The sequence below is a fragment of the Streptoalloteichus hindustanus genome, from assembly GCF_900129375.1.
GTDB classification, from domain to species: Bacteria; Actinomycetota; Actinomycetes; order Mycobacteriales; family Pseudonocardiaceae; genus Streptoalloteichus; species Streptoalloteichus hindustanus.
The window spans coordinates 1,094,078-1,111,301 of record NZ_FQVN01000001.1; the positions used below are offsets into that span (position 1 = coordinate 1,094,078).

The window sequence follows — 17,224 nt, forward strand, 5'->3', positions numbered from 1 at the left end:
CAGCTCGGCTCGGCTCAGGTGTCGGGGTCAGGCGTCGGGGGCCGGCGGAGCCGACGCCCGCTCGTCCCGCCGGCCAAGGTCGGCCAGGCCGCCCGAGGCCAGCAACGCGAAGTGCGTGTCGAACAGTCGGACCTGGTCGGCCCGGACCTCCGCGACGGGATCACCGGCGGCGAGTCGGCGCAGGGCCTCGGTCTGGGCGGTCCAGGACACGGCGCAGACGGCCGCCGCCGCCAGCCGCGCCGTCGGGTCGTGCGCCGGCCGGCCGGTCTCCCGGGCGATGGCCTCGGCGAGGACGGTCTCCATCTCCTCCCGTCGCTCCCGGACCCGGGCGCGCAGCGCCTCGCTCTCCGTCACCACCGCCCAGAACTCGTGCACGCCCTCGAAGACCGCCGACAGCGGATCACCGCGCTCGGTCAGGTCGACCAGCATCCGGTGGACCGCGTCGAACACCGACTCGCCCTGGCCCCTGCGCCTGATCGCGTCCAGGTACCGGTCCCAGATCTCCTCGTACCGGTCCAGGTAGAGGTCCTCCTTGCGCGGGAAGTAGTTGAAGACCGTCATCCGCGACACGTTCGCCGCCTCCGCGACCTCGGCGACGGTGACCTGGTCGAACCCGCGCTCGTGGAACAACCTCGTCGCCACGCCCGAGATGTGCTCCCGGGTGCGCCGCTTCTTCCGCTCTCGCAGGCCCTCCGACATGAGAAAAAAGATACCAAGCACAAACTTGGACCGGGTATAAGTTAGGGTCGGACGGGCAGGAGCGAACACGGAGGAGACGCAGTGGACGTCGACGTGGTGGTGGTCGGGGCCGGGCCGACCGGGCTGTTGCTGGCCAGCGAGCTGGTGCTGGGCGGGGTCTCGGTCCTCGTGCTGGAACGACGTGCCGAACCGGACCAGACGATCAGGGCGGGGGCCTTCGGCCCGCTCGGGGCCGAGGCGTTGCGCCGCCGGGGCCTGGGCGACGAGCTCGCCGAGGTGGAACGGGAGGCGGCGCGGCGGTTCGTCGCGATGCGCCGGGAGACCGATCCGGACCTCGACGCGAAGCTCCGCGCCGCCGAGGAGGCGGGGCGCGGGGACGCGGCGCTGACCGGGCAGATCCCGTTCCGCCGGGTGGGCGGGCACTTCGGCGGGCTGTTCCTGATCGACCAGGAGCGGCAGGAGGACCCGGAGCGCCGGTACGTGGCGGTGGGGCAGCAGGACCTGGAGCGCATCCTCGCCGGGCATCTCGACCGGCTCGGGGGGGAGGTGCGGCGGGAGCACGTCGTCACCGGGTTCGCCGAGGAGGGCGACGGGGTCACCGTGCACGTGACGACGCCGGCCGGGGAGCAGAAGCTCCGCGCCCGGTACCTCGTCGGCTGCGACGGGGGCCGCAGCACGGTGCGCAAGCTCGCCGGGTTCGACTTCCCCGGGACGCCGCCCTCGATCACCGGTCACCAGGCGATGGTCGAGCTGGACGAGCCGGACAAGCTGCTGCCCCTGGGCTGGCGGCGCACCCCGACCGGGGTGATGTCCTACGGTCCGGTGCCCGGGCGGGTGCTCGTCGTGGAGTTCGACGGGCCACCGGAGGACAGGAACGCCCCCGTGACCAGGGAGGAGATCCAGGCCAGCCTGCGCAGGGTCAGCGGAACCGACGTCACCGTCACGGCGGTGCGCACGGCGACCCGGTACACCGACAACGCTCGCCAGGTCACCACCTACCGGCTCGGTCGCGTCCTGCTCGCCGGCGACGCCGCGCACGTGCACTCGCCGTTCGGCGGTCAGGGCATCAACCTCGGCCTGATGGACGCGGTCAACCTGGGCTGGAAGCTCGCCGCGGTGGTGCGCGGCGACGCGGCGGAGGACCTGCTCGACAGCTACACGACCGAGCGGCACCCCGTCGGCGCCCGGGTGCTCCAGAACACCCGCGCGCAGGTCGCGATCATGCGGCCGGACGACCAGTCCGGCGCGATGCGGGAGCTCCTGGCCGAGATGTTGGGCCTCGACGAGGTCAACCGGTTCATCGGGGCGATGATGCGGGGAGTCGAGGTCCGCTACGAGTTCCCGTACCCGACCGACGGGCATCCGCTGATCGGCCGGAGCTGTCCGGAGTTGTCCTTCGAGACCAACGCTTCCGACGGCGCTCCGGGTCAGGTCGGTCTGGCCGACCTGATGCTCGACGGCCGGCCGCTGCTGCTCGACCTCGGGGCGGGGGTGGCCGACGCGGCGGCGGGCTGGGGCGATCGCGTGCGGGTGGTCACCGCGAGGTGCGTCGACCGCGACGACCTGTCGGCGCTGCTGCTCCGCCCGGACGGGCACGTCGCCTGGGCGGCGGCGCCGGGGGAGGATCCGGACCGGAAGGTCCTCGACGTCGCGTTGCGCACCTGGTTCGGCGAGCCCTCCGACCGCGCGGGGTCCCGCTCCCCTGATGCCCCCTGATCTCCTCTGATGTCCACCCGCACGCGTGATCCGAACCCGCCCGTTTTTGTCAGTCCTCCATGAGACGTTGGAAATGGGGGGTTCCCCAATACTCAAGTCTGTAGTGGACAAAAGACTGTGCCGGCCCGCGCGGTCAGACCACAGTGGACGGTGATGGTCACTCCGAGGCCGGCTGCTCTTGGGCTGGCTGTTCCTGGGCTGGCCGGCCCTGGACGACCACCTCGGCGATCAGCCGCTTCTCCCTGCCCGACAGGCTCCACGCCCTGGCGACGACCCGGTCCTTGGCCGAGATCCCGTACAGGGAGCCGTATTCCTCGCGCCAGTAGACGGTGAGTGCCACCAGGTACTCCAGCGCCGTGGTCCCGGCCTGGCGGTACTCGGTCCGGCCGACGTAGAAGCCCTGGTCGTCGATCTCCTCGTGGAAGGCCAGAACCCGTTGCCCGCGAACGACCTTGTAGTACTGGACGAGGTGCGGGTAGCTCCACATCACGGCCACCTGGTGTCTGTGCTCGGCACGCGCGACGTGTTGGCCCGCCTGGTACGCGCCTCGCTCACCGAGAGGGGCCGTGCCGGGCGGGCCATGACGCCGATGAGGCCGCTGAGAAGAACGAGCAGAACGCCGCTGCCGGCGATGTGGATCATGCGGATGATCTCCGATCCATCAGTGCTGGTTCGGGGGATGCGTTCGGTGGGAGCGCTGCTTCCACTGCTGCATCTGCTGCGGAAAAACGGAAGCAGGTGCGGCAGGATGTGCACAATTAACCGATCAGGTGATCGTGTCATTGCCGTGTGATCTGCATAGGGTGTGCTGCGTGGGTGGAAGCAACGGGCGTACGCCCAAAGCGAGGGCGCTCGGCCGAGCGCTGGCCGAGGCGCGCAACGAGCGTGGACTGACACAACGACAGCTCGCCGAAAGGATTGGCGCCAGCCACGGAACGCTCGCGAGGTGGGAAACAGGCGACCGCACACCTGATCCCACAAATGTGGCGCAGATACTGACGGCACTGGAAGTCAACGGGCGGCGCTACGAGGAACTTCTCTCGATGGCGCGTGGTGCCGGTGACCGCCGTTGGTTGGCGGTGTCGATGCCGGAGCTACGTACGCAGCTTTCCGCGCTGGTGGACGCTGAGGCGAGCGCGGTGGCGATCACTGACGTGGCACCACTGTTGATCCCAGGTCTTCTCCAGTCTTCTTCCTACACTCGCGAGATCATGGTTGCCGCATCCGTACCAGCGGACGAGGTCAACACTCGGGTCGCGCTTCGGATGGGACGGAAAGACGTCATCATGCGCCGGGATGAACCAGTGCGCTACCTGGCACTGATCGGAGAGGCGGCCCTGCGAAACGTGCTGGGCGTGCCTGCGCTCATGGTGGACCAACTTCGCCTCGTGCTCGAACTTTCAAACCGACCGAACATCGATGTGAGGGTGGTGCCGCTTCGGAGCGGGTGGAACCCGGCGTTGGAAGGTCCCTTCCTGCTCATCGAATCTGAGGGTGAGCAGTGCATCGTGCACTTGGAGAACCGGCGCTCGGCTCTCGTCTTCCACGAGGAGGAGGACGTTGAAGCGTACCGACAGGCGGTTGGCTACGTGGCTGCGGTGGCGATGGCTCGGGAAGAGACTCGCGAGTTCATATCTGGGGTGATCGAAGAATTGGGGAGGATGGCATGACCGCGTCGCTGGTCACCGGCCGATGGCGGAAGTCGAGTCACAGCTCCCAGACGAACGCCTGTGTCGAGGTGGCCGGGAATCTTCCGGGTGTGACCGCTGTGCGGGACTCCAAGAACCCGGGTGGTCCCGTGCTGCTGTTCGGGAACCCTACATTCGGGGCGTTCGCCAAGGCTGTTGCGTGTGGCCGCCTTGACTTGCCTTGATCGGGGATCGGCGACCAGCCGGGCTGGCTTTCGGATTTCTCAATGCGTGAGTCCGGCTGATCGCGAGGATTTCGGAAGAGGCGACCGCGCTGATCCTCTCGGGGATCGATCGATTGGAGGCAGCGTGACGGCCGTGGCGAAGTGGCGTAAGTCCAGTTACAGCGGCACCGAGACGGACTGCGTCGAGGTGGCTGCTGTTCCTCAGAGCATCGCTGTGCGGGACAGCAAGAATCCGGGCGGACCGGTGCTCGTGTTCGGGCGCGAGGGGTTCGCGGCTTTCGTGGGTCGGGTGAAGGCCGGTCGGGTCACTTCGGCCTGACCGGATGGGGTGCCCGGCCGTGGGCGCGGCCGGGCACCGTTCGGTGGTCAGAAGTGTTCAGTTGCTTCCGGCGCGGAGGCGGCGGCTGAGGTGTTCGGCCGCCGCGCGCGGGTCGTCGGCCTCGGTGATCGCCCGCACGACGACCACGCGGTCCGCGCCGGCCGCGATCACCTCGTCCAGGCGCGCGGCGTCGATCCCGCCGATCGCGAACCACGGGCGGTCGTGACCGGTGCGGTCGGCGTGCGCGCTCGTGTGCCGCACCAGGTCGAGGCCGGGGGCGGGGCGGCCGGGCTTGGTCGGGGTCGGCCAGCACGGGCCGGTGCAGAAGTAGTCGACGCCGGGTTCGGCGGCGGCGGCCTCGGCCTGGGCCGCGTCGTGGGTGGACCGGCCGATCACCACGTCCTCGCCCAGCACCTTCCTGGCCCACGGCACCGGGAGGTCGTCCTGGCCCAGGTGCAGCACGTCGGCTCCGGCGGCGAGCGCGACGTCGGCGCGGTCGTTCACCGCCAGCAGCGCGCCGTGCCGGGCGCACGCCTCGGCGAGCACCTCCAGCGCCGCGAGCTCTTCCGCCGCCTCCAGCGGACCGTCGGCCTTGTCGCGGAGCTGCACGATGTCGACCCCGCCCGCCAACGCCGCGTCCGCGAACGCGGCCAGGTCACCCCGGTCCCGGCGGGCGTCGGTGCACAGGTACAACCGCGCGTCGGCCAACCGCTTCCGGATCTGCTCACCGCTCAACCCAGGCACGACTCGACCCTAGGCCCTCCGGCCGGCTACGGTGGGGGCGGTCCGCACGGGAGCCCGGAGGGACCGGGCTGAGAGGGGGGCTGGACGCCCCCGACCGTCGAACCTGATCCGGGTCATGCCGGCGCAGGGAGCGTGATGGGGTGTCTTCTGACGTGGTCGTGGGTTCGCGCGTCGCCGTCGTCGGCGGGGGTGTGGTCGGCCTGTCGGTGGCCTGGCTGGCCGCCGCGTCGGGTCTCGCCGTGGTCGTGGTCGACCCGTCGCCCGCGCGGGGCGGCGCGTCCTGGGTGGCCGGCGGGATGCTGGCCCCGGTGACCGAGGCGTGGCCGGGGGAGGAGGCGGTCCTCGGCCTGGGGCTGGACTCGCTGGCCCGCTGGCCGGACTTCGCCGCGCGCCTGCGCGCCGACTCCGGGGTCGATCCCGGGCTGGACCTGGCCGGCACGCTGGTGGTCGCGGCCGACGGGGCCGACGCCGAGGTGTTGCGGGTGCTCGCCGACTACCTCGCCGGGCTGGGACGGGAGGTCCGGGCGCTCACCGGCCGGGAACTCCGTCGGTTGGAGCCGGGGATCGGGCCGTCTGTCCGAAGTGGACTGGAGGTTCCCGGCGACCTCGCCGTCGACAACCGGGCGCTGCTGACCGCGTTGCTCGCCGCGTGCGAGCGGCGGGGCGTCCGGTTCGACCGCCGCTCGGCCGCCGAGGTCGGCCCCGGTCGCGTCTCCACGACCGACGGGTCCACAGTGGACTGTGACGCCGTGGTGGTGAGCGCGGGCGCGTGGAGCGGGAGCCTGCATCCCGCGCTGGCCGACGCGATCCGCCCGGTGAAGGGTGAGATCCTGCGTTTGCGGGCCCGGCGCGGCGCGTTGCCGCCGCCCACGCGCACTGTCCGGGCGCTGGTGGAGAGCCGCCCGGTCTACCTCGTGCCCCGGCCCGGGGGACTGGTGCTCGGCGCGACCCAGTACGAGGCCGGCTTCGACGGGGACGTCACCGTGGGCGGGGTGCGTGACCTGCTGCGGGACGCCGAGCGGGTGTTGCCCGGCGTCGCCGAGTACGCCCTGGACGAGGTCGTGGCCGGCTTCCGCGCCGGGAGCCCGGACAACCTGCCGTTGGTCGGGGAGGTGGAGCCGGGCGTGCTCGTCGCGGCCGGACACCACCGCAACGGTCTGCTGCTCGCGCCGGTCACCGCCGAGGCGGTGCTGGCGGCGCTGCGCGGTGACGCGCCGCCGGAGTCGGCCCGGGTCGCCGACCCCGCGCGGTTGTCCGCCGTGGCGCGCTGAACCGCTCGCCACGACGAGGGTCGAGGTGTCCGCTCGGGACCGAACTGTCCACTGTGGAGGATGAAGATGAGGGTGCGGGTCAACGGGGAGGACCGGGAGTTCGCCGAGGCGGCCACCGTGGCGGACGTGCTCGTCGCGTTCGGCACGCCGGCGGCGGGTGTCGCCGTCGCGATGGACGGCGACGTGGTGCCGCGCGGCGTGTGGCAGAGCACGCCACTGCGGGACGGCGCGACCGTCGAGGTGCTCACCGCGGTTCAGGGGGGTTGAGGTGAGCGAGACCGTCGTGCGGGAGTCGACCGCGACCGAGGTCGACCCCCTGGTGATCGCCGGCCGGTCGTTCGGCTCACGGCTGATCACGGGCACCGGCGGCGCGGCCAACCTGGCCGTGCTGGAGCGCGCCCTCGTCGCGTCCGGCACCGAGCTGACCACGGTGGCGATGCGGCGGATGGACGCCGAGGGCGGCACCGGGGTGCTGGACCTGTTGCGGCGACTGGGAATCGAGGCGCTGCCCAACACCGCCGGCTGTCGCACCGCCGCGGAGGCGGTGCTCACCGCCCGGTTGGCCAGGGAGGCGCTGGAGACCGACTGGGTCAAGCTGGAGGTCGTCGCCGACGAGCGCACCCTGCTGCCCGACCCGGTCGAGCTGCTCGACGCCGCCGAGCGGCTGGTCGCCGACGGCTTCACCGTCCTGCCCTACACGAACGACGATCCGGTGCTCGCCCGGCGGTTGGAGGACGTGGGCTGTGCGGCGGTGATGCCGCTCGGCTCGCCCATCGGCACCGGGCTGGGCATCCGCAACCCGCACAACATCGAGATGATCGTCGCGGCGGCTGGGGTGCCGGTGGTGCTGGACGCGGGCATCGGCACCGCCTCCGACGCCGCGCAGGCCATGGAGCTGGGGTGCGCGGCCGTGCTGCTGGCCACCGCCGTGACCAGGGCCCAGGACCCGGAGCGGATGGCGGCGGCGATGCGGGCGGCGGTGTCCGCCGGCCGGCTGGCCCGGCTGGCCGGCCGCATCCCGCGCCGGTACTGGGCACAGGCGTCCAGCCCCACGCCCTGACCACCCCGGACGCGAGCCTTTCCGGTGCGGCGCAAGGAGAACAAGCCTTGCGCCGCACCGGAGAACACGAGGTCGGGTCAGGCCGCTGGTGGTGCTGTCGCGAGTTGGGCGAGGTGGTGGGAGGTGCTCATCGCGATCCACCGCCACGCCGAGCCCACGTTGTCGATGCGGCGGCGGGCGCAGGCGTCGAGTTGCTCGTCCCCCCAGGAGAAACCGGGGCCGGCGAACTCGCTGCGCTCGGCGAGCTCGATGGCCAGGTCCAGGAAGTGGCGGGCGGCGGCGCCCTTGGGGACGCGGCGGTCGGCGTTCCTGGGCAGCTCGCGGCGCAGGAACACCGCGCCGTCGGCCACCGTGTAGTACAGGTACGGGTAGACGGTGACCGGCCTGTTGGGCTCCCGGGGCGCGATCGGGTGGACCACGCCGTAGTCGCCGTAGCCGGTGCGGCGGCCCGAGTACTCGCCGCGCACCGCCTGCCAGACGTCCAGCTCGGCGCGGGCCATCCGCAGCGTGTCGAAACCGGCGCGGTTCGGCGGGACCGAACCGGACACCAACGTGGTGGAGCGCAGCCCGTGGTGGGAGCCGATCTGGTCCAACGCCGTCATCGCGAGGTCGAGGTACCTGGTCCGGCCGCCCGCGAGGTAGCCGAGGTCCAGCACCAGGTCGACGGTGTCGGCGGGCAGCCGCATGAGGTCCAGCGCGCGGTCGACCCAGCGGCGGGCCGCGCCGGCCCTGGCCGGGTCGGAGATGGTGACCCGCAACGCCGCGCCGCAGCCCAGGTCCTCGTCCAGCAGCTTGACCGCGCGCAACGCCGCGACCGGGTCGTCGGCCCGCAGCACCGGGACGAACGGGACCACGTCGGCGGCGGCCTCGCCGTGCTCCCGGGTCACCCGCTGTCGGATCTGGTGCGCCAGCAGGTCGAGCGGCCCGCGCGGCCACTGCGCCAACGGGTTCGTCGGGGGCAGCAGGGAACAGTCGACCATCATCGGCCGACCCCTCGGGGCAAGCGCCGCGGCCGCCGCCACGAGCTTGGGCAGCAGCCGCCCGGTGAGTGTGACCGTCGGCAGCACCTCCACCAGCGGCTGGACCACCGCGGCGTCGGCCGACGACATGCGCGCGGCGGCGTCCAGCTCACCCATCTTGCTCTTCATGACGACCATCGCCCGGAATCTCGGTCGCCCGCCGGATAAGTGGTTCATCCCCGCCTCCTGTCGGTCACACGGCCGTTCTCCCGCGGGACGCCGGTGGCGGGGCGGTGGTCGTGGGCGGGGAGGGAACCCGAGCGCCCGTTGCCACCTCCCGTCCACGGCTCCGCGGGGCATGCCCAGTGGTGCGAGGGGGTGCGGGCGGTCCGCCGGGTCGGGCCGCGCGACTCGGGCCGGGCCCCCGCGCGCGGCGGCCGGTTCTCCCGGCGCACCAGGAGAACGCGCTGTCGACGCGCGGGAGCCCGGCCCGTCGCACGAGGTCGACGACCAGGTGGTGGATCGCCTGGACGAACTCCTCGCTCGTGGGGCGGCATCGTCCGGACCGGTCGGGAGGACGGGCGGGCCGGCCCACGCCGTTCCGCGGCGGCGGACAGGGGCGAGCGGGACGGAGGGCGTGCTTTTGTCCGAAGTGGACAGACGGCCGGGTGGTCAGCCGGGGGTCGAGTCGGCCGGCCCGCGTCAGCGGGGCCAGCGCCGCCGCGCCCGGTCCGACGAGCGCGGTGAGCTCATCCCGCCGCACCTTCGGCGGCGCGATCGGCGCCCGGTCGGCCCCCGCCCCCAACGCGCGTCACCCCCGGATGCACAGCGTCAGTGGTACGCCCAGCGTCCGTGGCGCGCACGGCGTCGCCCACCCGCGCGCCCTGCCTCAGAAGGTAAGGATCGCCGCAGGTCAGCGCGTCTGCCGCGTGGGTGATCAGTCGTGCTCCAGGCGGAGGGCGGCGTGATGGACGGTCAGCGCCTCCGCCACCACGACCTGCGCCGCCAGCACGGCGGGCCACGGGCCGGCCTCCGGAAGGTGGAACTCCGTCCGCACCGGACGCCCGTCCGGCGGGGCGAGCAACGTGCGCGCGTACCGCAGGGCGGGCAGCACGCCCGCGCGGTCGTCCGAGCGCAGCTCGGCCAGCTCCCGCAACGCGATCCGCACCGCGTCCAACGCGGCCGCCGCCTCCTTCGCGACCTTGCGCTGCTCCTCGGCCTCGTCCTCCACGCGGTCGATGAACGCCGCCAGGTCGCGGGTGCGGCGGATGGCCATCGCGTGCGCGGCCCGCACCGCGTCCGGCGCGCCGCCCTCGATCAGCACGCCGGCCAGCCCGCGCACCACCTCCATGGTGCCCCGAACCCGGTCCACCAGGTTGCTCCTCGGGCGCGGCAGGGTCAGGTAGCCCATGGCCAGCGCCAGGGTCGCGCCGATCGCCGCGCTGGTCAGGAAACCGATCACCAGGTCGGGGACGGCGGCGGTGCGCGTCACGTCCCGCAGCACGACCACCAACGCGGTCAGCAGACCGGTGAGCGCGGTGTGACTCCGTTGCAGCAGCGGGAAACCCACCACGCCGAGCACCACGAACGCCGCCACCAGCAGCGGGGCTGGGGTGAACGAGCCGATCACCGCCGCGACGCCGACCACGAGCATCATCCCCGCCGCCCGCTGCAACGCCACCGACGCGCTGTCGCGGTGCATCGGCCGCAGCACGGCGAAGATCGACATCACCAGGATCGACGCGTACGGGCTGTGCCACCAGGTCGAGATCAACGCGCCGACCAGGACGGCGAGCGTGCAGCGCGCCGCGTGGCGGGACAACGCCGACCTCGGCGTGACCAGCGCGCGCAGCTCCTCCCCGAGCAACTGCGCGGCCCTCGGCCGCGGCACCGGCTCCGCCGTGCCGCGCTCCCGGTCCGCAAGCCCCCGTCGCACCTGGCCCAACCCGGCCGCGAGGCCGTCGATCAGCCGCAGCACGTCGGAGGAGACGCCCACCGCGCGCAGCGCGTCCACGTGCTGCGTGAACAGGTCCACCATCGGCAACGCGCGCGACGACCGGGCGCGCACCGCGACGGCGAGCTGCGCGGCCACCCGGTCCGCCTCCGCCAGCACCACCCGCATCCGCTCGGCCAGCGGCAACGCCAGCCCGCCCAGCCGGTCCTCCAGCTCGCTCCTGGCCACCCGCATCGCCGCCGCGCCGGCCAGCGCCTCGCCGAGCCACGCCGGCGCCCCGTCCGACCGCCACACCACGACCGCGTCGGCCAGCACCCTGGGCTCCCGGTCGGTCAGCGCCGCCGCCACCGCCCGCCGCGTCGTCGCCGACGGGTCCCGCCCCCCGAAGACGACCCGCAGCACGACGGCGAACGCCACCCCGAGCGCCGCGACCGCCAACCGCAGCGCGACGCTCAGCCCGGCGCCGATCCCGGTCGCGCTGGACAACACCACCGCGGCGAGCACCGCCCCGCCGGCCAGCTCCAGCCGCCACCCCAGCAACGGCACCACGGTGGCGGTGAGCACGGCCAGGGTCGGGACCGCCACCGCCAGCGCCGGCACCTGGTTGACCACCGGGCCGGCCGCCAGCGCGACCACGAGCAGCGGCCCGCACCAGCTCATCAGCCGCAGGTCGGACCGCAGCGGCCCGCCCACGCCGGCCGTCAGGCCGAACAGGGCGCCGAGGCCGGCGATCGCGGTCGCCTCCGCCAGGCCGAACGCCGCCGCGGTCGCCGTGGCGGCGGCCGTCACGGCCAGCACGACGAGCAGCAGCCGACCCGGCGGTGTCGGTGGCACGCCCGAGGCCGGTTCCGGCCCCGGGCGCGCTCCGGACAGACCGCCGGAACGGGACGAAGGACGCATCATGGTTCCTGGTAGCGCACGCAGACTCCCCACCTCTCCACGCATACCAACACCGGGCCGCGAAGACCGGGTCGCCCTGTCGCACGGAGGGGTGTGCTCGCCGTGACCTTCGCCGGATCGAGCTACACGGGAGCGTCGCCGAGGCGCCAGAAACCGGACACCGGGCCGATTCCGGACCCGAGGGGGTACGACTCGCGCACGGCCCGCACCACGTACCGCTTGCCGAAGCGCACCGCGTCGACGACGTCGGCGCCGCGCGCCAGCGCGGAGGTGATCGCGGAGGCGAGCGTGTCGCCGCCGCCGTGCGTGTGCGGGGTGGCGAACCGCGGACCGGGCAGCTCGACCAGCCGGGGCTCGCCGTCCGCGTCCACGCCGCGCAGCACGTCGACGCAGTCGGGGTCGTCCACCAGGTGGCCCGCCTTGATCAGCACCCACTCCGGGCCGAGCGCGTGCACCGCCTTGGCCGCGTCCACGAGCCCCGCCCGGTCGCGCGCCACGATCCCGGTCAGCAACCGCACCTCGTCGAGGTTCGGCGTCACCAGCGTGGCCCGCGCGAACAGCTCGCGGAGCGCGTCCAGGGCGTTGTCCCGCAGCAGCGGGTCGCCGTGCATGGACGCCGCGACCGGGTCGACCACCAGCGGAACCCGCCCGCCCCGGCCCACCCCCAGCCGCCGGCAGGTGTCGTCCACCGCGCGGATGATCTCCGCCGAGGCCAGCATGCCGGTCTTGGCCGCGTCCACCCCGATGTCGGTGACCACGGCCTCGATCTGCCCGACCACCGTGTCCACCGGGATCTCGTGGAACCCGCTGACCCCGACCGAGTTCTGCACGGTCACCGCGGTGAGCGCGGACATCCCGTGCACCCCGCAGGACTGGAAGGTCCGCAGGTCGGCCTGGACGCCCGCGCCGCCCCCGGAGTCCGAGCCGGCGATGGTGAGGGCCCGCGCCGGGGTGGTCCCCGGCGCGGGCCGCAACGAACCGGTGAGCAAGCCGCTCACCCCTCCACCACGGGCAGGTAGACCTTGCCGCCCTGGTCGGCGAACTCCGAGGACTTCTCCCGCATGCCAGCCTCGATCGCCTCGACCGAGTCCAGCCCGCGCTCCTCGGCGTACCGCCGCACGTCCTGCGTGATCTTCATGGAGCAGAACTTCGGGCCGCACATGGAACAGAAGTGCGCCGTCTTGGCCGGCTCCGCCGGCAGCGTCTCGTCGTGGAAGGACCGCGCGGTGTCCGGGTCCAGCGACAGGTTGAACTGGTCGACCCAGCGGAACTCGAACCGCGCCTTCGACAGCGCGTCGTCCCGCTCCTGCGCCCTCGGGTGCCCCTTGGCCAGGTCCGCCGAGTGCGCCGCGATCTTGTACGTGATCACGCCGGTCTTGACGTCGTCCCGGTTCGGCAGGCCCAGGTGCTCCTTGGGCGTGACGTAGCAGAGCATCGCCGTGCCGGCCGCCGCGATCTGCGCCGCGCCGATGGCCGAGGTGATGTGGTCGTAGGCCGGCGCGATGTCGGTCGCCAGCGGGCCGAGGGTGTAGAACGGCGCCTCGCCGCACCACTCCTCCTCCAGCCGCACGTTCTCGGCGATCTTGTGCATCGGCACGTGGCCGGGGCCCTCGATCATCACCTGCACGTCGTGCGCGCGGGCGACGTGCGTCAGCTCGCCCAGCGTGCGCAGCTCGGCGAACTGCGCCTCGTCGTTGGCGTCGGCGATGGAGCCCGGCCGCAGGCCGTCGCCGAGCGAGAACGTCACGTCGTAGGTCCGCAGGATCTCGCAGAGCTCCTCGAAGTGCGTGTAGAGGAAGCTCTCCCTGTGGTGCGCCAGGCACCACGCGGCCATGATCGAGCCGCCGCGCGAGACGATGCCGGTGACGCGGCGCGCCGTGAGCGGGACGTACCGGAGCAGCACGCCGGCGTGCACGGTCATGTAGTCCACGCCCTGCTCGCACTGCTCGATCACGGTGTCCCGGTAGACCTCCCACGACAGCTTCGCCGGGTCGCCGTCGACCTTCTCCAGCGCCTGGTAGATCGGCACCGTGCCGATCGGCACCGGCGAGTTGCGGATGATCCACTCGCGGGTCTCGTGGATGCGCTTGCCCGTGGACAGGTCCATGACGGTGTCGGCGCCCCAGCGGGTCGCCCACACCATCTTGTCCACCTCCTCCTCGATGGAGGACCACACGGCGGAGTTGCCGATGTTGGCGTTGATCTTCACGAGGAACTTCTTGCCGATGACCATCGGCTCGCTCTCGGGGTGCCGCCGGTTGGCCGGGATCACTGCCCTGCCGGCGGCCACCTCGGCCCGCACCAGCTCGGGGTCCACGCCCTCCCTGGCGGCGATGTAGGCCATCTCCCTGGTGACGGTCCCCGCCTTGGCATAGGCGAGCTGGGTGACCGCGCCGTTGACCGGCTCCCGGTCGGCGATCCAGCCCTCCCGCAGCCTGGGCAGTCCACTGTGGACGTCGATGCTGGCTTCGGTGTCGGTGTACGGACCAGAGGTGTCGTAGAGGTCGACGTGCTCCCCGTTGGTCAGCTCCACCCGCCGGAACGGCACCCGCAGGCCGTCGGGGGTCTCCCGGTAGGCCTTGCGGGAACCGGTGATCGGTCCCGTGGTGACGGTGGGGCTGACGGAACGGTCTTCCAGAGCCGTCATCTCTTCCTCCCTACGCCGGCATTACCCGGTCAGGTTCGAGCGGTCGGCGGCACCGGGTCGCGATCGACACCAGCCGCCCTCTCAGCCCGCTACGGCGCGAGCTCCCGCGTGTGCAGTTGTCAGTTCGGGGCGAACCCCGCAGGGGAGGCTAGTGAGCGACTCACCGGGAGTCCAGCGCGAGCCGGACGCCCAGCCCGACCAGCACCGCCCCGGACACCTGCTCCAGGCGACGGCGCACGGCCGCCCGCCGCAGCCACCCGCCCAGCCGGCCGAGCGCCGCGCCGATCCCGAGGTACCAGCTCAGGTCCACCGCCACCCACAGCGCCGCGCACAGCAGGAGCCCGGCCGTCGGCGGCAGCTCCCTCGGCGCGAACTGGGGCAGGAACGAGATCGCGAACACGCCGGCCTTCGGGTTGGTCACGTTGGTCAGCAACGCCATGTGGAAGGCCCGCCACGGGCGGTCCGGCGTCGGCGCGGGCTCAACGACCTCGTCCCCCGCGCGCTGCCGGCGGGCGGCGCGCAGGGCCTGGACGCCGAACCAGACCAACACGAAGGCGCCCACGACGCGCAGCACGTCGTAGGCGACCTGGGAAGCCACCAGCACCGCGGACAGGCCGAAGACGGCGGCCAGGGACCAGAACAGCACACCGGCCTCGATCCCGGCGATCGTGGCCAGCACCGTGCGCCAGTTCCCGCGCGCGGACTGCCGGATCAACAACAGGGTCGCGGGGCCGGGGCTGATCGCCACGACGAACGCGGCGGCGACGAAGGCGAGGAGTCCGGAAACCATCGACCAAGGCTGCCGGCCAGAAGCGCGTCGCCGCAGCGACTTCTCCCAACTCGTGGCCGACAGCTCCGGCGCTCACACGGTCCTCGGCCGGCGGTCACTCGCCGTCGAACGGGTCACTCCCCGTCGAACGGGTCGCCCTCCGACGCGGGGTCCCAGGACAGCCCCGGCACACCCCAGCCGTTGCGCTTGAGCATCCGCTTGGACTCCTTGCGGTACCGGCCCACCAGCCGGTCCAGGAAGATGTAGCCGTCCAGGTGGTCGGTCTCGTGCTGCAGGCAACGGGCGAAGTAGCCGGTGCCCTCGACCTCGATCGGCGCGCCGTCCAGGTCGAACCCGGTGACCTTGGCCCAGTCGGCCCTGCCGGTCGGGAACGGCTCGCCGGGCGCCGACAGGCAGCCCTCCCAGTCCTGCTCCGGGTCCGGCATCGTCTCCGGGATCGCCGACGTCTCCAGGACCGGGTTCACCACGACGCCCCGGTGCTGGACGCCCTCGTCGTCCGGGCAGTCGTAGACGAACACCCGCAGGTCCACGCCGATCTGGTTGGCGGCCAGCCCGACGCCCTCGGCCGCGGCCATGGTCTCGAACATGTCCTCGACGAGCTGGCGCAGCTCGTCGTCGAACCGCTCGACGGGGCGCGTCGGCTGGTGCAGCACGGGCTCGCCCGCGATCACGATAGGGTGCACGGCCATGGGGCGAACTCTATCGTTCGCCGCTGGTCGAAGCTTTCTCGCGTGTCGCGCGGACGCGCCGGTCGCAGCGCCGGCGGGCCGAACGCGCGCGTGGTGTAATGGGCGCTCGGGAATGACAGTCCTGTAGTTCCCCACAGGCACACGGATCCCGGACCGCAAGGCGAGGAGCCAGATGGACGCCGCAGAGGCCCTGGTCCCGGCGCACGAGCCGGAGGACGGCCTGACCCGCAGGGAACACGAGATCCTGGCCTTCGAGCGCCAGTGGTGGAAGTACGCGGGTGCCAAGGAACAGGCCATCCGCGAGCTGTTCGACATGTCCGCCACGCGGTACTACCAGCTGCTCAACCACCTCATCGACAAGCCGGAAGCCGTGCGCGCGGACCCGATGCTGGTCAAGCGGCTGCGGCGGATGCGAACGGCCAGGCAACGCGCCCGCGTCGCCCGTCGCCTCGGCGTGGACCTCCACTGATCGCCATGAGCTCCCTCGAACCCCCCACCCCGTCCCGGCCGCTGCGCCTCGCCGCGTTCGTCCTGCTCGGCATCTCGGCGGTCGCGATGACCTTCGGCATCGTGTCGCTCACGACAGGCGACAACACCACCGGCGGGCAGGCCGTCTCCAGCGGCTCCGCGACCCCGGGCCCCTCCGGCGGCGCCTCGCCGGCGCCCCCGTCCCGGACCGGCGGCGGCACGTCGGGCACGCCCGGCGTCCCCGGCGGCACCGGTGGCACCGACCCCGGTGGCGGTGGCACCGGCTCCGGCTCCGGTCAGCCCAGCGGCACCACCCAGGGCGGTGGCAACGGCCAGACCCCGGGCGGCGACTCCGGTCAGCAGCCGGGCAACGGCGGCCAGACGTCCTCCGGCGGGAATCCCGGGCAACAGCAGGGCCAGCAGCCGGGCGGCGGGGAGAACGTGCACCAGGGCGGCGCCAACCGCAGCACGTCCCGCCCCACGCTGCGCGTCTACAACAACAGCACCATCGAGAAGCTGGCGGCGCGGGCCGCCGCGGACTTCCGCGCGGCGGGCTGGCAGGTCGACGAGGTGGGGAACTACCCGGGCGGCCTCATCCCGACCACCACGGTCTACTACCGGCCGGGCACGGACGAGCAGGCCGCGGCCGAGGAGTTCGCCCGGCAGTTCGGGGTCCGCGTGGAGCCGCGCTTCGACGGGATCTCGGACGCCAGCCCGGGTCTGATCGTGATCGTCACCAACGACTACCGCGGCGGAAACGCCCACGGCGTCAAGTAGTTCGCGGCCGGGGCGCACAGCGTCCCGGCCGGTGCACGTCGATTGGTGATCGCTCCCGGCGTGGTCTCCGGGCGCGCGATCGCCGCCGCTTCGGCCAGTGTCCCGCTGTCGGCCGGTAATCCGCTGTCGGTTGGTGCCTCCACGTGCCCGAGGGACGCGTTCACCCGCCCGGTGCCTTCTGCGGATTACCGCCCACCCGGGCGATCCCGGACCCCGCGTTTCTGTCAGTCCCCTGTGGAATGTTGGAAACCGGGGGTCCCCCATACGTAAGTCTGTTGATATCAAAAGAGATGGCGTGCGAGCGCCAGCGCCACGCGGTGGTCACGCGACCAGACCGTGCGGCGGCGTATATCGCCCG

General features: G+C 72.7%; 18 protein-coding genes and 2 riboswitches. Of the genes, 9 read left to right on the forward strand and 9 right to left on the reverse strand.

The genetic code is table 11. The features are described 5' to 3' along the window. Window positions 1-27 precede the first annotated feature (27 nt). Window positions 28-699 (reverse strand): TetR/AcrR family transcriptional regulator, encoded by a 672-nt coding sequence (locus BUE43_RS05150; protein WP_073480062.1) that lies wholly within the window; start codon window positions 697-699, stop codon window positions 28-30. Window positions 700-780: 81 nt separating this feature from the next. On the opposite strand from BUE43_RS05150, the gene BUE43_RS05155 reads away from it, so the two are divergent. Then, entirely contained in the window at window positions 781-2,415 is a 1,635-nt protein-coding gene (locus tag BUE43_RS05155) for an FAD-dependent oxidoreductase (protein WP_073480063.1), read from the forward strand. A gap of 157 nt (window positions 2,416-2,572) precedes the next feature. Here BUE43_RS05155 and BUE43_RS05160 read toward each other — a convergent pair whose 3' ends face one another. Next, on the reverse strand, window positions 2,573-2,902 hold the full coding sequence (locus tag BUE43_RS05160; RefSeq protein WP_143173936.1) for a hypothetical protein: 330 nt from the start codon (window positions 2,900-2,902) through the stop codon (window positions 2,573-2,575). 325 nt (window positions 2,903-3,227) lie between these two features. Here BUE43_RS05160 and BUE43_RS05165 point away from each other — a divergent pair, with 325 nt between their 5' ends. The 3 genes from BUE43_RS05165 to BUE43_RS05175 all read left to right on the forward strand — a co-directional run bounded on the left by BUE43_RS05165 (window position 3,228) and on the right by BUE43_RS05175 (window position 4,607). Continuing rightward, complete coding sequence (locus tag BUE43_RS05165; protein ID WP_083959379.1) at window positions 3,228-4,085, forward strand: helix-turn-helix domain-containing protein; 858 nt, start codon at window positions 3,228-3,230, stop codon at window positions 4,083-4,085. Beyond that, window positions 4,082-4,288, forward strand: a complete 207-nt coding sequence (locus tag BUE43_RS05170; RefSeq protein ID WP_073480065.1) for a DUF397 domain-containing protein — start codon at window positions 4,082-4,084, stop codon at window positions 4,286-4,288. The genes BUE43_RS05165 and BUE43_RS05170 overlap by 4 nt, the downstream gene beginning before the upstream one ends. A 124-nt stretch (window positions 4,289-4,412) precedes the next feature. Next, window positions 4,413-4,607 carry a DUF397 domain-containing protein gene (locus BUE43_RS05175; protein WP_407697080.1) on the forward strand — a complete coding sequence of 65 codons (195 nt, stop codon included), beginning with the start codon at window positions 4,413-4,415 and terminating at the stop codon, window positions 4,605-4,607. 57 nt (window positions 4,608-4,664) lie between these two features. On the opposite strand, the gene thiE is transcribed toward BUE43_RS05175, so the two are convergent. Beyond that, the gene (thiE, locus tag BUE43_RS05180) at window positions 4,665-5,351 is read right to left on the reverse strand and encodes a thiamine phosphate synthase (RefSeq protein ID WP_073480066.1); all 687 of its coding nucleotides are present in this window, start codon (window positions 5,349-5,351) and stop codon (window positions 4,665-4,667) included. A gap of 36 nt (window positions 5,352-5,387) precedes the next feature. Continuing rightward, window positions 5,388-5,498, forward strand: a riboswitch (TPP riboswitch). Between thiE and thiO the strand changes: the two genes are divergently transcribed. From thiO to thiG, 3 genes are all read left to right on the forward strand, one after another. Continuing rightward, window positions 5,492-6,622, forward strand: a complete 1,131-nt coding sequence (gene thiO / locus BUE43_RS05185; RefSeq protein ID WP_234995537.1) for a glycine oxidase ThiO — start codon at window positions 5,492-5,494, stop codon at window positions 6,620-6,622. Its footprint overlaps the riboswitch before it by 7 nt. Before the next feature lie 60 nt (window positions 6,623-6,682). Beyond that, complete coding sequence (gene thiS, locus BUE43_RS05190) at window positions 6,683-6,889, forward strand: sulfur carrier protein ThiS (RefSeq protein WP_407697081.1); 207 nt, start codon at window positions 6,683-6,685, stop codon at window positions 6,887-6,889. Between the two features lies 1 nt (window position 6,890). After that, window positions 6,891-7,682 carry a thiazole synthase gene (gene thiG / locus BUE43_RS05195; protein WP_407697082.1) on the forward strand — a complete coding sequence of 264 codons (792 nt, stop codon included), beginning with the start codon at window positions 6,891-6,893 and terminating at the stop codon, window positions 7,680-7,682. Window positions 7,683-7,759: 77 nt separating this feature from the next. On the opposite strand, the gene BUE43_RS05200 is transcribed toward thiG, so the two are convergent. The 6 genes from BUE43_RS05200 to BUE43_RS05225 all read right to left on the reverse strand — a co-directional run bounded on the left by BUE43_RS05200 (window position 7,760) and on the right by BUE43_RS05225 (window position 15,621). After that, the gene (locus BUE43_RS05200; RefSeq protein WP_159447686.1) at window positions 7,760-8,878 is read right to left on the reverse strand and encodes a beta family protein; all 1,119 of its coding nucleotides are present in this window, start codon (window positions 8,876-8,878) and stop codon (window positions 7,760-7,762) included. Between the two features lie 700 nt (window positions 8,879-9,578). Then, a complete protein-coding gene (locus BUE43_RS34055) occupies window positions 9,579-11,495 on the reverse strand; it encodes an FUSC family protein (protein WP_159447687.1) in 1,917 nt (638 codons plus the stop codon). A gap of 122 nt (window positions 11,496-11,617) precedes the next feature. Then, window positions 11,618-12,493 (reverse strand): bifunctional hydroxymethylpyrimidine kinase/phosphomethylpyrimidine kinase, encoded by an 876-nt coding sequence (gene thiD, locus BUE43_RS05210; protein ID WP_073480070.1) that lies wholly within the window; start codon window positions 12,491-12,493, stop codon window positions 11,618-11,620. Continuing rightward, complete coding sequence (gene thiC, locus BUE43_RS05215) at window positions 12,490-14,142, reverse strand: phosphomethylpyrimidine synthase ThiC (protein WP_073480071.1); 1,653 nt, start codon at window positions 14,140-14,142, stop codon at window positions 12,490-12,492. The genes thiD and thiC overlap by 4 nt, the downstream gene beginning before the upstream one ends. Beyond that, a riboswitch (TPP riboswitch) is annotated at window positions 14,133-14,260 on the reverse strand. It overlaps the preceding gene by 10 nt. Before the next feature lie 42 nt (window positions 14,261-14,302). Then, entirely contained in the window at window positions 14,303-14,932 is a 630-nt protein-coding gene (locus BUE43_RS05220) for a LysE family translocator (protein ID WP_073480072.1), read from the reverse strand. 113 nt (window positions 14,933-15,045) lie between these two features. Further along, the gene (locus BUE43_RS05225) at window positions 15,046-15,621 is read right to left on the reverse strand and encodes a peptide deformylase (RefSeq protein ID WP_073480073.1); all 576 of its coding nucleotides are present in this window, start codon (window positions 15,619-15,621) and stop codon (window positions 15,046-15,048) included. Window positions 15,622-15,793: 172 nt separating this feature from the next. Here BUE43_RS05225 and BUE43_RS05230 point away from each other — a divergent pair, with 172 nt between their 5' ends. Then, the gene (locus BUE43_RS05230; protein ID WP_073480074.1) at window positions 15,794-16,090 is read left to right on the forward strand and encodes a DUF3263 domain-containing protein; all 297 of its coding nucleotides are present in this window, start codon (window positions 15,794-15,796) and stop codon (window positions 16,088-16,090) included. A gap of 5 nt (window positions 16,091-16,095) precedes the next feature. Then, a complete protein-coding gene (locus BUE43_RS05235) occupies window positions 16,096-16,866 on the forward strand; it encodes a LytR C-terminal domain-containing protein (protein ID WP_073480075.1) in 771 nt (256 codons plus the stop codon). Window positions 16,867-17,224: the final 358 nt, after the last annotated feature.